Source organism: Corynebacterium massiliense DSM 45435 (assembly GCF_028609805.1).
Taxonomy (GTDB): Bacteria; Actinomycetota; Actinomycetes; order Mycobacteriales; family Mycobacteriaceae; genus Corynebacterium; species Corynebacterium massiliense.
Map to the genome: position 1 here is coordinate 566,567 of NZ_CP063189.1, position 13,629 is coordinate 580,195.

18 protein-coding genes are annotated in these 13,629 nt (G+C 65.5%); 11 read left to right on the top strand and 7 right to left on the bottom strand.

The genetic code is table 11. The features are described 5' to 3' along the window. Window positions 1–23: 23 nt before the first annotated feature. Window positions 24–446, bottom strand: a complete 423-nt coding sequence (locus CMASS_RS02730; RefSeq protein ID WP_022863604.1) for a hypothetical protein — start codon at window positions 444–446, stop codon at window positions 24–26. A gap of 160 nt (window positions 447–606) precedes the next feature. On the opposite strand from CMASS_RS02730, the gene CMASS_RS02735 reads away from it, so the two are divergent. Continuing rightward, window positions 607–1,017 (top strand): HAD-IA family hydrolase, encoded by a 411-nt coding sequence (locus CMASS_RS02735; protein WP_022863605.1) that lies wholly within the window; start codon window positions 607–609, stop codon window positions 1,015–1,017. Beyond that, entirely contained in the window at window positions 1,018–1,533 is a 516-nt protein-coding gene (locus CMASS_RS02740; protein ID WP_033399690.1) for a DUF6912 family protein, read from the top strand. A gap of 3 nt (window positions 1,534–1,536) precedes the next feature. Here CMASS_RS02740 and rsgA read toward each other — a convergent pair whose 3' ends face one another. Both rsgA and aroA read right to left on the bottom strand, forming a co-directional pair. Further along, window positions 1,537–2,586, bottom strand: a complete 1,050-nt coding sequence (gene rsgA, locus CMASS_RS02745) for a ribosome small subunit-dependent GTPase A (RefSeq protein WP_022863607.1) — start codon at window positions 2,584–2,586, stop codon at window positions 1,537–1,539. Continuing rightward, window positions 2,579–3,880, bottom strand: coding sequence for a 3-phosphoshikimate 1-carboxyvinyltransferase (aroA, locus tag CMASS_RS02750; protein WP_022863608.1), 1,302 nt, complete (start codon window positions 3,878–3,880; stop codon window positions 2,579–2,581). The genes rsgA and aroA overlap by 8 nt, the downstream gene beginning before the upstream one ends. Here aroA and CMASS_RS02755 point away from each other — a divergent pair. The 5 genes from CMASS_RS02755 to CMASS_RS10295 all read left to right on the top strand — a co-directional run bounded on the left by CMASS_RS02755 (window position 3,879) and on the right by CMASS_RS10295 (window position 7,217). Next, a complete protein-coding gene (locus tag CMASS_RS02755; protein ID WP_022863609.1) occupies window positions 3,879–4,589 on the top strand; it encodes an SOS response-associated peptidase in 711 nt (236 codons plus the stop codon). The genes aroA and CMASS_RS02755 overlap by 2 nt on opposite strands. 33 nt (window positions 4,590–4,622) lie before the next feature. Continuing rightward, the gene (locus CMASS_RS02760) at window positions 4,623–5,258 is read left to right on the top strand and encodes a sigma-70 family RNA polymerase sigma factor (RefSeq protein ID WP_022863610.1); all 636 of its coding nucleotides are present in this window, start codon (window positions 4,623–4,625) and stop codon (window positions 5,256–5,258) included. A gap of 3 nt (window positions 5,259–5,261) precedes the next feature. After that, window positions 5,262–5,561, top strand: a complete 300-nt coding sequence (locus tag CMASS_RS02765) for an anti-sigma factor (RefSeq protein WP_022863611.1) — start codon at window positions 5,262–5,264, stop codon at window positions 5,559–5,561. 256 nt (window positions 5,562–5,817) lie between these two features. Continuing rightward, window positions 5,818–6,621, top strand: a complete 804-nt coding sequence (locus CMASS_RS10290; protein WP_337955846.1) for an SLC13 family permease — start codon at window positions 5,818–5,820, stop codon at window positions 6,619–6,621. Beyond that, the gene (locus CMASS_RS10295; RefSeq protein ID WP_337955847.1) at window positions 6,618–7,217 is read left to right on the top strand and encodes a hypothetical protein; all 600 of its coding nucleotides are present in this window, start codon (window positions 6,618–6,620) and stop codon (window positions 7,215–7,217) included. Before CMASS_RS10290 ends, CMASS_RS10295 begins: the two co-directional genes overlap by 4 nt. 64 nt (window positions 7,218–7,281) lie before the next feature. Here CMASS_RS10295 and CMASS_RS10320 read toward each other — a convergent pair whose 3' ends face one another. Beyond that, a complete protein-coding gene (locus CMASS_RS10320) occupies window positions 7,282–7,359 on the bottom strand; it encodes a 50S ribosomal protein bL37 (RefSeq protein WP_420536139.1) in 78 nt (25 codons plus the stop codon). 75 nt (window positions 7,360–7,434) lie between these two features. Beyond that, window positions 7,435–7,692 carry a WhiB family transcriptional regulator gene (locus CMASS_RS02775; protein WP_022863612.1) on the bottom strand — a complete coding sequence of 86 codons (258 nt, stop codon included), beginning with the start codon at window positions 7,690–7,692 and terminating at the stop codon, window positions 7,435–7,437. A 524-nt stretch (window positions 7,693–8,216) separates the two neighbouring features. Here CMASS_RS02775 and CMASS_RS02780 point away from each other — a divergent pair. Next, window positions 8,217–8,714, top strand: a complete 498-nt coding sequence (locus CMASS_RS02780; protein ID WP_022863613.1) for a hypothetical protein — start codon at window positions 8,217–8,219, stop codon at window positions 8,712–8,714. Between the two features lie 49 nt (window positions 8,715–8,763). On the opposite strand, the gene CMASS_RS02785 is transcribed toward CMASS_RS02780, so the two are convergent. Further along, on the bottom strand, window positions 8,764–10,038 hold the full coding sequence (locus CMASS_RS02785) for an Rv3212 family protein (protein WP_022863614.1): 1,275 nt from the start codon (window positions 10,036–10,038) through the stop codon (window positions 8,764–8,766). After that, window positions 10,035–11,408 carry a DEAD/DEAH box helicase gene (locus CMASS_RS02790; RefSeq protein WP_022863615.1) on the bottom strand — a complete coding sequence of 458 codons (1,374 nt, stop codon included), beginning with the start codon at window positions 11,406–11,408 and terminating at the stop codon, window positions 10,035–10,037. The genes CMASS_RS02785 and CMASS_RS02790 overlap by 4 nt, the downstream gene beginning before the upstream one ends. Before the next feature lie 91 nt (window positions 11,409–11,499). Here CMASS_RS02790 and CMASS_RS02795 point away from each other — a divergent pair, with 91 nt between their 5' ends. From CMASS_RS02795 to CMASS_RS02805, 3 genes are read left to right on the top strand one after another with little or no spacing between them, the layout of a single operon-like run. Continuing rightward, window positions 11,500–11,724, top strand: a complete 225-nt coding sequence (locus CMASS_RS02795; protein ID WP_022863616.1) for a DUF3107 domain-containing protein — start codon at window positions 11,500–11,502, stop codon at window positions 11,722–11,724. 19 nt (window positions 11,725–11,743) lie between these two features. Further along, window positions 11,744–12,766, top strand: coding sequence for a DUF3152 domain-containing protein (locus tag CMASS_RS02800; RefSeq protein WP_022863617.1), 1,023 nt, complete (start codon window positions 11,744–11,746; stop codon window positions 12,764–12,766). Between the two features lie 9 nt (window positions 12,767–12,775). Then, a complete protein-coding gene (locus tag CMASS_RS02805) occupies window positions 12,776–13,555 on the top strand; it encodes a TIGR02569 family protein (protein ID WP_022863618.1) in 780 nt (259 codons plus the stop codon). The last annotated feature ends 74 nt before the right edge of the window (window positions 13,556–13,629 follow it).

Genomic DNA, 13,629 nt, shown 5'->3' on the forward strand with positions numbered 1-13,629 from the left:
AGAGGCGTCGCCGGCTCTGGCGGTTAAATGAGCCGGAACGACGTTAAGTGGTCCCCGTCGGCCGTGCCGGTAAAGGCATGGTGGCGGGGACCTACCTGTGCGGTGCCGAAGAATTCGCCATCGGCACGCACGTGCAGCCGCAGCATGCGCGCGCCGTGGCCGCCCTGCCCGCTGCGGCGCCGCCAGGCACGCAGGTGCCGGAGCACGGCCGTATCGAAGCGCTCCTCGTCGAGGTGGGAAACCGGCCGTAGGCCGCCGACCACGTCGATGGCCAGGCGCGCTAGGGCGGTGACCTCGGCACGAATGCTGGATTCCGCCGGCAGGTCGGCGGCACTGAGTTCCGCGTGTGGGGTCGCCTCGTGTGGTCGCGCCTGGTGCGGCGGCACGGCACGCGTCTGGGGCCGGTAGGCGTGCAAATGGACGAAGCCGGGAATAGGCGTATACATAGGGCAGCTCCTTCGGCGCTCATCTTCCCACGCCGCGCCCCGTTCCGCACGGCCTAGGACGCCCCGGATGGCATGGGGAGGCCCGAACGGGTAATAAGCGAGTTAGTTATACTTTCTCCACAGTAAGTGCCCACCCCGTGTCGTTGTGAGGGAAGGAATTATGCGCGGTCTCATCGTGGATTACGTCGGAGTCCTGGACGGTCCGGAAGAAGAAGTAAAGCGCTGGCGGACGCTGCTCAAGGAGATCAAGGCTGCCGACGTGTCCATCGCCATCCTCTCCAACGACGAGGGCGGTCCGGGCGCGGAGCCCATCCGCGAGTGGGAGTTCCGCGGCGACGTCGACGCGGTGATCCTCTCCGGTGACATCGGGGCTGAGAAGCCGGAAAAGGCTGCCTTCGAGGCGGCGGCGGACGCGCTCGACCTGCCGCTGTCCGACTGCGTGTTCGTTGACGATTCCGTGCTCAACATCCGCGCGGCGGTCGACTTCGGCCTGCTCGGCCTCTTGTACACGGTCTTCGACCGCACCAGCGTGGAGGTCCAGGCCGTCTTCGACATCGAGGGGGAATTCTAAGTGCCCACGAAGACGCGGGTGTACGTCCCCGCCACCTTCGAGATGCTCGACCAGCTGAGCAAACAGGGCGCGGTCCACGCGCGCAACGGCTGGGCCTTCAGCGTGACCCCGGCGCTCGAGGAGTACTTCACCTCGGGTGATGAAGAGGAGATCGCCTACTCGGCGTTCCAGGAGGCCGCGCTGGCGTCCATCCGCCTGCTGGCGATTGGCGATGAAACCTTCCCACACCGCCGCGTCGTCATCTCGGCGGACGTGAACTCCTCCGCCGTCCACCCAGACCCGGAGATGGGCGAGGCCGTGGTCAAGCTCGATCCGGCCGAGATCACGCCGGACATGCTCGCGGCGATCCACGTCGACATCGAAGAATCCGAGGCGGCTACCCAGAAGGCCATTGAGGCCATCGACGCCGCCGATCTCGCCGACGAGGACGCCGAGCTCATCGTGGGCGACGCGCTCGACAACTTCATGGCGTTCTACCACCCGGATGAGCTGCCGTTTATCGTCGAGCTGCTCTAGCTTTTAGTTCTCCCACTCGACGTTCGTGCGCAGCGCGACCAGCAGCTTGCGCACGGCATCGCGGCGCCGCGCGGTCGCGGTCCCCGGCGGGATGAGCTCCGGATCGTCCAACCCGCACTCCGGGTCGGCCGGCGGTCCGATGTGGGTGCAGCCGCGGGGGCAGGCATCGGTAACCGCGGCCAGGTCGGAAAAGACCCCGATGACGGTGTCGGCATCGACATGCGCGAGCCCAAACGAACGGATGCCGGGGGTATCCACGATCCACCCGCCGTGCCCGTCCCCGTCTCCGTCCCCGTTCCCGGCGTTGGCCGGCAGGCTCAGCGCCACCGACTGAGTCGAGGTGTGGCGGCCTTTGCCCACCGCGGAGACCTCGCCCGTTTCCCGGGCGGCCGTGGGGACGAGCCGGTTGACCAGGGTGGATTTGCCCACGCCGGAGTGGCCCACCAGGGCGGTCACGTGGCCGGCAATGACGTCCTTGACCTCGGTGAGGTCGTCATCGACACCCGCGTGCACCACGGTGATATCAAGATCGGCGAACTCGCGGGCGAACGGTTCCGGATCCGCAAGGTCCGTCTTGGTCAGGCACAACACGGGGTGGACGTTGCCCACGAACGCGGCGACGAGCGCGCGTTCCACAAACCCTGCGCGTGGCGGGGGATCCGCCACCGCGGTGACGATGAGCAGCCGGTCCGCGTTGGCCACGACGATGCGCTCGTAGGGGTCGGTGTCGTCCGCGGTGCGGCGCAGCACTGACTGGCGCTCCGCGAGCTTGACGATGCGCGCCAGCGTGTCCTTTTTCCCCGACGTATCGCCGACAACGCCAACGCGGTCGCCGACCTCGATGGAGGTGCGCCCCAGCTGGCGGGCGCGGATGCACGTGACCTCGGGTCCGTTATCGAGGGCCACGCCCCAGCGGCCGCGGTCTTTGGTGATGACCATTCCGTACTCCGCGTTCTTGTACGCGGGGCGGTCCTTGGTGCGCGGGCGGGAGGTTTTCTTCGGGCGGACGCGCACGTCCGATTCGTCGTAGGAAGAGAGGTTGCGTTTAGCCATTGCGCTCCTGCATGCCCTCGTCGAGCATGGTCTGCCACATCCGGTCGAATCCCGGGATGGTCTTGGATACTGCCGCGACGTCGTCGACGACCACGTCTTCTACCCGCAGGCCCAGAATGGCGCCGGCGGTGACCATGCGGTGGTCGCCGTAGACCTGCCACGTGCCGCCGTGCAGGCGGGCGGGGTTGATAGTGAGCCCGTCGGCTTCTTCGGTGACGTCGCCGCCAAGCGAGTTCAAGTTCGTGGCCAGGGCGTTGAGGCGGTCTGTCTCGTGGCCGCGCAGGTGCGCCACGCCGCGGATGCGGGTGGGCGAATCTGCCAAGGCCGCCAGCGCTGCGACAGTGGGGACGAGCTCGCCGATGTCGGACATGTCGATGTCGATGCCGTGCAGCTGCCCGTCTGCGGCGCCGAGGGCGGTGCAAAACGTCGGCTCCTGGTTAATGGTCGCGCCCATATCCATGAGGATGTGGCGGAACCGGTCGCCGGGCTGGCGGGTGGAGGCCGGGTAATCCTTGATGGTTACCCGCCCGCCGGTGACCGCCGCCGCGGCGAGGAAGGGCGCGGCGTTGGTGAGGTCCGGCTCGATGTTCCACGTCCCGCCCTTGATCGGGCCGGGGTGCACGGTCCACGAGGTGTCGTCGGAATCGATGGTGACACCGGCCGCGCGCAGCATGCCCACGGTCATCTCCACGTGCGGCAGCGACGGCAGCGCGCCGCCCTCGTGGCGGAGGGTGAGCCCGTTAGTAAAGCGCGCGCCGGACAGCAACAGCCCGGAGACGAACTGCGAGGACTGCGACGCATCAATAGTGATCTCCCTGCCGGCCGGAACGCCCGGGGAGCTCAGCGTGGCGGGCAGGCCGTCGCCCTCCACTTCCACACCCAGCTCGCGCAGTGCGTCCAGCATCACTTTCAGCGGTCGTTGCCGGGCCTGGTCGTCGCCGTCGATGGTGACGGGGCCATCGGCAAGCGCGGCTACCGGCGGGATGAAACGCATGACCGTACCGGCGAGGCCACAGTCGATCTCCGCGCCGTGGAGGGGTGCGGGGGTGACGTGCACCTCGGCGCCGTGCGTGTCGATGCCCACGCCCATCGCCTTGAGCGCCGCCGCCATCAGGTCGGTGTCCCGCGAGGCCAGCGGCCGGCGCAGGACGGACGGGGAATCAGCGAGCGCGGTGATGATGAACGCGCGGTTGGTGATCGACTTCGAGCCGGGCAGGTGCTGCGCCCAGGTAATCGGGCTGGTGGCACGAGGAGCGGACCAGGATTCAGACATACCGCCCATAATAGAGACCATGTGTGGACGATTCGTGCTCTTCGCAACCGACGATCTGCTGGACCACATGGGAGCCCTCCCCGGGGTGGAAGAGGCCCATGCCCCGCGCAATCTCCCGCCGGCGCGCTACAACATCGCCCCGACGCAAGTCATCCCGATCGTGCGGCTCAAAGAGGGGCTCGCACAGCTCGACCCTGCCCGGTGGGGGCTCTTGCCGCACTGGAAGAAGGACCTCGACGGCCCGCCCTTGTTCAACGCCCGCGCCGAGACCGTGGCGAAGAAGCCGTCCTTCCGCGACGCGTTCAAGGCGGCGCATAACTCGGGCCGCTGCCTTATCCCCATGGACGGCTACTACGAGTGGAAGCCCGAAGACGGCGGCAAGCAGCCGTACTTTGTCACCCTGGGGGAGGGGAAAACGATGTGGGCAGCCGGCCTGTGGGCGACGGGCATGGACCAGTTGTCTGCCACCATCGTCACCACCGCTGCCGCCGAGCCCATGGACTGGCTGCACGATAGGCTGCCGCGGTTTCTCGCACCGGAAGAGATGCGGCAGTGGACCGATGGCTCGCCGGAGGAGGCCGCGGAGCTGCTGCACCCGGCACCTGCGGAACTGCGCGAATCGTTCCACCTGTATGCCGTGGACAAGGCGGTGGGCAACACCCGCAATGACTACCGCGAACTGTTGGGGGATCTGACCGATCGGGGCAACGCGCCCCGCAACCTACAATGAGGGGAACGCCGATGGGACCAAAGGAGCACATTCATGGCTAGAAGTTCTGGGAACGCGGCCGGCGAGGCTGACACTAGCGAGGCTGACACGGTGGACGACCCCGCCCGTGCCTTCGAGGCCCAGGCGCTTCCTTTGCTCGACCAGCTCTACGGCGGCGCGCTGCGCATGACCCGCAACCCGCAGGACGCTGAGGACCTGGTGCAGGAGACCTACCTCAAGGCCTACAAGAACTTCCACTCCTTCAAACAGGGCACCAATTTGAAGGCCTGGCTGTACCGGATCATGACGAATACGTACATCAATTCGTACCGCAAGCAGAAGCGCCGCCCGCAGGAATCCTCCGCCGAGGATCTGACGGACTCGCAGCTGTATACCACCTCCGCGCACGACTCGACTGGCCTGGAGTCGGCGGAGGTTGAGGCGCTGAAGGCGATGCCGGACACGAAGATCACCCAGGCGATGGCGGAGCTGCCGGAGGACTACCGAATGGTGGTTTACTACGCCGACGTGGAGCAGCTGGCCTATAAGGAAATCGCGGAAATCATGGACACTCCGCTGGGGACTGTCATGAGCCGGCTGCATAGGGGAAGAAAATTGCTCCGGAAGGCGTTGAAGGATGTGGCTCGCGATCGCGGAATCGGTTTAGACCACCCGGATATGGAGGACTAGAACATGAGCTACGAAGAGGACAACGAGTGCACCGGGTGTAGCTCGCGCGAAGTAGAAGCGCTTTTACGTGAGCTTCTAGATACGCCCCAGTCAGCGCAGCGACAGCGCGAGATCCGCGTCCGCCTCGCCGCCTGCTCGCATTGCCTGGACCGCCTCCGGGTGGAAGAGATTGTGCGCTCCATGATGCGGGAGTGCTGCCACTCCGTCGAAGCTCCCGAGCGGCTGCGCCGCAAGATCACCGTGCAGATCCGCAGCACCGAGACCAGCACGAGCACCTCGTACACCGAGTACCGCTGGTCCTAACTTCCAGACACGCCCCGCGCGTCCCACCAGCGCGAGTTCCACTAGCGCGAGTTTTAGGGATTTTTCCCGCCGATTTTCGAGTTTTCCGGACGAAAATGGCTCGTTTCGCGCGCTCTGCCCACGGGGACTTGCGCAGGGAGAGACGGGTGGCGGTCCAGGGCCACCTCACATGTGGTTAGGGTCATATAGAAACATCTGATGTGTCGGGTGTTACAGTTTGAGAAACCTAAACATCGTTCGAGGAGCTCAAGCTGTCATGACGTCCCCTGTTGGGCTGACCGTTGTCGGCCTTTGCACAATCCTTCTCACGGTCGGCATCCTGATCCGCGGGAAGGTCAACCCGATTGTTCCTATGACCCTCGTGCCCATTGCGGCGGCCTTACTTACGGGGCACGGCTTCGGCGACGTCGGGGACTTTTTCGGGGAGGGGCTAGAGTCCGTGATGAACGTCGTGGTGATGTTCATCTTCGCGATCATCTTTTTCGGCATTCTCCAGGACGTGGGGCTGTTTACCCCGATCATCACCTGGCTGATGCGGCTCACAAAGGGAAACGTAGTGGCCGTGACGACGGGCACCGCGGCCATTGGCGTGGTGGCGCACCTAGACGGATCTGGGTCGACCACTTTCTTGCTCACAATTCCGGCCCTTCTGCCGTTGTATAAGGAGATCGGAATCTCGCGGTACGTGCTCATCACCATCGTGGCGCTGGCTGCCTCCGTTATGAACATGGTCCCGTGGGGCGGACCGTTGGGGCGCGCTGGGGCTGTGGTGGCAGAGGATCCGAACCAGATCTGGGTGAAGTTGCTTCCCATTCAGGCGGCCGCAGTCATCCTCGTGCTTATTGCTGCTGCGCTGCTGGGCATGCGAGAGCAGCGGAAATTACGTGCCCGAGTCGCCGTAAATGCAGGGGGAGCGGGCGTGCGTGACGATGCCGCCGCTAACCCCGAGGCCGGCTCAGGCGTCGACGTTGATCGGCTCGCCACGGAGTTCGCCGCCCGTCAGAAAGAGGAGCGCGACAAGGCGGCATACACCTACCGCCGCGGGCGTGGCGTTGTTTGAACGCGATTCTCGTGCTCGTAGTCCTTGCCACTTTGTTGTCTGGGCTTTTGCCACCGGCTCCGACGTTCCTCATCGCTACCACGCTGGCGCTGCTTATCAACTTCCCAGATGCATTCTCGCAGGCGGAGTCGCTGCGCCGCCATGCACCGAACGCGCTATCCATGGCGGGCGTGATTTTGGCCGCGGCCATGTTCCTCGGCGTTCTCAATGGCACGGGGATGTTGGAGGCAATCGCCCTGCAACTGGTGAATGTCTTGCCTGACGCGCTTGGGCCTTACCTGCACATCATCATCGGCTTCTTTGGTGTCCCGTTGGACCTGCTCACGTCCACCGATGCGTACTACTTCTCCGTGCTGCCCATCGTGCAGCAGACGGCGGGGGCGTTCGGCGTTTCCGGTATGGGCGCGGCGTGCGCTCTCATTATCGGCAACGTGGTGGGGACTTTTGTCTCGCCGTTTTCGCCGGCACTGTGGCTCGCGCTTGGGCTGGCTGAAGGGGCCAATATGGGCACCTATTTGAAGAAGGCCGTGCCCATCGCGTGGTTCTTCTCCATCGTGCTCGTGGCTGCAGCGTGGGTGGTCGGGACCTTGGCCTAAAACGTGCCTAAAACGTAATGGAGGCCCCGACCGAAAATTCGGTCGGGGCCTCCACTGCTGCTTGTTAGGCGTTCGGACGCTTACGGTGGTTAGCCTTGTTCTTGCGGCGGTCCTTACGCTTGCGAGCACGCTTACTACTCATAGTGGTACTCCTTTGTTGCGAGGTTAATAGCTCATTCAACTGTAGCGGTAGGTCCGCCGCAGCACGAAATTGGTCTTAGGCGGAGACGCGGGCGCGGCGGTTGCGCTTGTGCATGCGCTTGAGGGCGCGGCGCTCCTCTTCGGACATGCCGCCCCACACACCGGCATCCTGGCCGGACTCGAGTGCCCACTGCAGGCACTGGGAAGAAACGGGGCAGCGGTTGCAGACCAGCTTGGCCTTAGCGATCTGGGTCAGGGCAGGGCCGGAGTTACCGACCGGGAAGAACAGCTCGGGGTCTTCGTCGCGGCAAACAGCTTCGTGGCGCCAATCCATGATTGATATCTCCTAACAAATTTTAGACAGCAGAGTGTGGCCCACAACGTCGATCACAGATCGGCGTTGCTTTTTCTTTCAGAAATGGACTACCGGGGAGCCGGTCTGCGCGGTGCTATCCGTGTGGATGGGATGCACTCTCGCCGCCATGGCGTCACCCGATATTTACCTCAGTTTTGCCTGAGGTTAAGAACCGGTTAACCAGTTCTTTGTTTGTGCTACCCGAGAATAATGGCATGTTTACAAAACGCCCGCTAGGGGTTTTCCGCGTTTTGTTACCAAGGTCACGAAAATAACGCGCCCGTGGGTGGTCGGATCGGACGCTAACTGCGCGAAATGACAGAGTGAAAAATCGTGATGACGTGCAACTATGGCAAAAACCTGATGAGTATTCCTCCGGCACGAGCGTCAAATCACACTTAGGGTGAGGGCAGTCACTATCTGTCAGGTGGCTCATGGGCGACTCACGGGCTGGTGCCGGTTCAGGTTAACTTCCGGCCGGACGTAGACTACTGGGCGTGAATATGCGCAACAGTGGACCGTCCAGCCGAGCACACGCAAACCAGCGAGCCCGCACGAACCAGCCAGCCGAACCGCACGGTGACGCACCCGCCGGCGGCGCAGCACCGAAAACGGTGCGGTGGGCCGCCGCGATTGCCATCGTGCAATCGATCGCGGTGATCTGCTTCGGTATCTTCCTCGCCGCCCAGGACTTCATGGGCGGCGACTCTTCGCTGGAATCCACCGGCGCCGCCGCCCGCTGGGTGGGCGTGGGCAGCGCGGTGTTCATCTTTATCGTCTTCGGCTTCGTTATTGCGGCGTCCATAGCGATGTCCCGCGGGCACAAGTGGGGTCGCGGCGCGGTCGTGCTTATCGAAATCATCCTCGCGGCGTGCTCGTTCCAGATGATGTCGGGCGGGGCGGTGGCCCTGGGCATCGTCACGTTGGTCACCACGCTCGCCGCGCTGTACCTGTTGATGTTCGCGCCGGCCTCCACGAAGTGGTTTGCCGCGCGCTTCTAATTCCCCGGTGCATGCCTACGCGGCCAACGGCCGTGTGGGCATGCACAGTCTACGCGGTACGCAGGCTCACCAGCTGCGTGCCGCGTTTTTCTATGACGTGATCGCCCGCCACGTTCAGCGATATCGGCCCCGCGTACCCGCCGCGGTCGACCGGGATGTCTCGCAGCGTCTCGCCGGTCTCCCAATCGAGGACGGCGATGCCGGCCGCAGTGGGGACCAGCAGACGGCCGTCCACGGCCACGCCCGTGCCCACGGCATTGTCGATGGCCCGCACATGGCGCTGATCTGACGGGTTGAAAAGGTGCAGCCGGGTGCCGTCGAACCACGACATGTGGTGCGGAAGGTCGGCCGTGGCGGGGGTGAAGACGGGGTGGGGGTCCGGGGTGGCATCGGCAAGCGCGGGCGCTTCCGCCGCCGACGGGGCCTTGTCGCGTCCCGTCTCGGTGCCGTTTTTATCCACCGCGATGAACTCACCGGCGGCGTGATCGTCTGTGCCGGGTGCGTAAACGGACGCGGATTCCTGCCCGATGGAGACCAAGCGGCTGCCAGTAGGCAGTTCAAAATCCCCGCTGACCTCGGGTTCGCGCGCGTCCTCCGGGGTGGTGTCCATCAGCCGCAGCCAGTCGGTGGTCTCCGTGCCGTCAGGACCGCTCGGGCACGTCTCCGTCAGTGCGAGCAGGGACGTGCGCGTGAGCGCGGAGGTAATGGTGCACTCAGGGTGCGGCTGCTGATCGGGCTCTTGGACCGCCTCGACCTCGCCGTATTCGATGGTGCGCACCATGTCCGAGCGCCACAGCTCCACGCGTTCCGGCGCGACGGTGCCCACCCGGTCGTTGGAGGAAATGGGGCCGACCGCATCGGCGTTCAGGGCGCTGCGGGTAGCGGAGTGCTTTCCAGTCGCCGCCTCGATGGCGACCACGTCGCCGCAGCCCACGCCGGTGCGGTAGGTAGCCACGACCTTGCCCCATGCCGTTCCCAGCGAGCACAGGTCGGCATCGTCACGCGTGTAGTGCCACGCTGCCTCGCCGGTGGGGTAGAAGGCGGTCAGCGTCGCCCCCTCCGCGGAGATGACCAGGCCGTCGACGACGGGGCGCGGGTTTTCTCCGGGAGGGGCGGGAAACTCCGCGTCGTGGACAAGCGATTCGGGCACCTGCGACAGCGGTGCCGCGGCTGCATCGCTACCCGGCGGGTTGTCCGGGGTGAGCGTGGCGGCACGGATGTCCGAGGTGAAGTATGCACCCAGGAGGGCGACGGCACTGACTGCGGAAATGGCGCCGACTGCCCACCAGTCTTTTTTGGTGCGGCGCAGCACGGGAGCATTCATCGGGTGCGCCTCCGCGAGCGGGACTGGGATTTCGCGCGGGAGCCATGCCTGCGGGAGCCGCGCGCACGGGGCTCGCCACCGCGCTCGGAGGCCTTCCGCGGTGAGGCGCCGATAACGGCGCGTGGCTCACCCACGGTCGCGGCGGCGTCGGCGGGGATGGACAGCGCCTCGTACAGCTCTGGCGAGGTGCTAAACCACTGCGGCGGCTCGGGGATATCGAGGCCGAGCTCATCGTTGATGAGCTGCCACTTGGGCACTTCGTCGTAGCCCACCAGCGTGACCGCGGTGCCGGTGCGGCCGGCGCGGCCCGTGCGGCCGATGCGGTGGACATACGTCTGCGGATCGTCCGGGACCTGGTAGTTGATGACGTGGGTGACGTCATCGACGTCGATGCCGCGGGCGGCCACGTCGGTCGCCACCAGGATTTCTACCTGCCCCGAGCGGAAGGCGCCGAGGGACTTCTCGCGGGCGCCTTGCCCCATATCGCCGTGGACCGCGCCGACCACGAACCCGGCCTGGGCCAAGTCGGCGGCCAGCTGTGCCGCGGAACGCTTGGTGCGGGTGAAGATGATGGTGCGGCCGCGCCCGCGTGCCTGCAGGATGCGGACGATGACGGATTCTTTATCCATCTTGTGCGCCTGGAAGGTCACCTTTTCAATCGTCCCGATCGTTGCCGGGGCGTCGGCCTCCGCGCTGATGTTGACCGGCCGGTTCATAAACCGGCGGGCGAGCGAGACGATGTCCGCGGGCATGGTGGCCGAAAACAACATCGTCTGGTGTGGGGTGGCCTCGAGAATCTTCAAAAGCTTCTCGATGTCCGGCAGAAAGCCCAGGTCGAGCATCTCGTCGGCCTCGTCGAGGACCAGCGCGGCAATCTGCGAAAGATCGAGATAGCCCTGCTGGTGCAGGTCCAAAAGCCGCCCCGGGGTGCCCACGACAACGTCGACGCCCTTGTTCAGTGCCTCGATCTGCTCCTCGTAGGGCCGCCCGCCGTAGACAGTAAAGACCGTCACCGGGGTGTGCACCGCGGCCGCGCGCAGGTCCTCGCCGACCTGGCTGGCCAGCTCGCGGGTCGGCGCAATGATGAGGGCGTGCGGGGTGCCGTCCAGCTCGGGGAGTGCCGCATCGTCAAAGACGCGGTCTAAAACCGGGACGCCGAAGCCCAGCGTTTTGCCCATGCCGGTGCGGGCTTGGCCGATGATGTCGCGGCCGGCTAGCGCGAGCGGCAGGGTGAGCTCTTGGATGGCGAAGGTGCGTTCCATGCCGTGTTCCACCAGGGCATCGCAAAGCTCCGCGGCAACGCCGAGCTCCCGAAACGTCGGCGGCAGGCTGGGGGTGCGGGACGCGGGCGAATCGTGCTGAGCAGTCACACTTCGATAGTAACGGGCAGGGTTATAGTGTGGGAGAACTAGGCGCACCCGTAGCTGGTGCACAGACTTCAAGACGAGTGGAGGAAGTTTCATGGACATCAAGTTCGGTTTCGCCGATAACTCCCGTGAGCTGACCATCAAGGCAGAAGGCTCCCAGGAAGAGCTGACCCAGAAGGTGAACTCCGCGCTGGCCAGCGGGGAACTGCTGGAACTCGAGGACGCCAAGGGCCGGAAGTACCTGGTGCGCACCGACCGCGTTATCTACGTCGAGATCGGCGCCGTCAAGACCCAGGCTGTGGGTTTCATCGGAGCGTAGGTAGGTAACCTCAATCCCCATGACTCACTCGGCACACCGTTCTGCCGCCGGCGGCCCACCGCACCGCCGGGGGCAGCGCCGTCCGGCGGCGAATACCTCCGGCCTGCAGCGATTCGCCCGCGAGTACGGGTGGTGGCGCGTCATCGCGATCCCGCTGCTGGTGGTTCTCACCGCCTGGGTGCTGGTTGATGTGGTGCGTGGGGAACCGGCCGATAACGCCCGCAACAACGGGCAGTCTTCCGCGGAAGGTCCGGGGTCGTCGGCGCAGGAGGACGACCACGGTACGGAAACCGGCCCCGATCCCGCCGATGCGGAATCGTTGGAGGTCGCCCGCGGTCAGTTGCCGCCGGGAGGGGACTACTCCGAGCACGGCGACGAGACCTACCGTCCCGCCGGCAAGCCGGGCCTCGAGGTGGGCAAAGGTACGGAAAAGACCGTGCGTTACTCCGTGGAGATTGAAAACGGTGTGGATACCGCGGGGTACGGCGGCGACGACGCGGTTGCCGCGCTTATCGATGCCACCTTGCACGACCCGCGCGGCTGGACCGCCGACGACCGCTACAAATTCGTGCACGTCGCCCCAGACGACAACCCGGACACCCGCTTCCGGCTGAGCTCGTTTGGCACGACCGGACGCATGTGCGGCGAGCAGATCGAGACCGAGACTTCGTGCCACACCACGATCACCGGCGAGTCGGTCGTCTTCTTAAACGAGGCGCGCTGGGTGCGCGGCGCCACGCCCTTCGAAGGCGATCTGGGCAGCTACCGCCAGTACGTGGTCAACCACGAGTTCGGCCACGCCATTGGGTACAACGCCCACCAGGCGTGCGGAGGCGACCGCGAGCTGGCGCCGATCATGATGCAGCAGACCATCTCGCTGAATAACTCGGACCTCAACGCCGACAGCGAGCCGGAGACGTACCCGGATGACGGCGCGGTGTGCATGACCAACCCGTGGCCGTATCCGCGCCCGCACGTCAGCGACGATCCGCACCGCCCCGGCCCGGTTGAGGCGGGGTCGATGGACACGAAGAAGGGGTAAGCACACGCCATGCCGCAGCCGCCGGAGAAAGTTTTAGAGGCCTTCCACGCGACATCTGCGCCCGATGAGGCGGTGCAGCTGGGGCCGGCGTGGGACAACGGGCCGCGCGTCGGGGATGTGGTCTTCGCCCGCGCCGGGCAGCTCACCTCTTGGTCGGCCAAGGTGCGTGAGAAACTGCAGGTCGACGGCGCGCGCGTGGCGCGCCCGGTGCTCTCGACCGACGGGCGCTACACCGTGGCGGGATGGAAGGCCACCCAGTTTGTCGCGGGCGATGTGGCCCGCCGCGTCGACGAGACGGCCCAGCTGGGGCTGCGGCTTGACGATGCCGCCGGGGAACTCACGGTGCCGCACGCCGGGACGGCATCGGCACGCACGGATATCTTCGCCCGCGCCGAGGCCGCCGCGTGGGAAGAGACCGGGGAAACCTACCGCGATTTGGACGCCGATGCGGAGTCGCCGCTGGTGGTGGGGCACGCCGACCTGCTGGGCACCACCATCTACGCGGGGGCCAACCCGCCGACCATCGTCGACTTCGTTCCCACCGCAGCGCCCCGCCCGCGCGGGTTTACCAGCGCATTGGTCATCGTGGACGGGCTCATTGCCGGGGCGGTGGACGACCGGATTTGTGACAGGTTCGCGCACATCCCGAACCTGGATCAGCTGTTGCTGCGGGCGGTGGCATACCGCCGGTACGTGAACGATTTCCACCCGCGATCGCGTGCGAACACGCGTTCGTATATTGAAGATGTGGAAGAGCTGTTGGTGTCGCGGGTGTCTGCCATAATGTGACGCATGTGCGCGTCGCAGGCCCAACATCACGGTCAAGCTCCAGCCCAGGCCCAGACCCAACCTGACAGATCTAT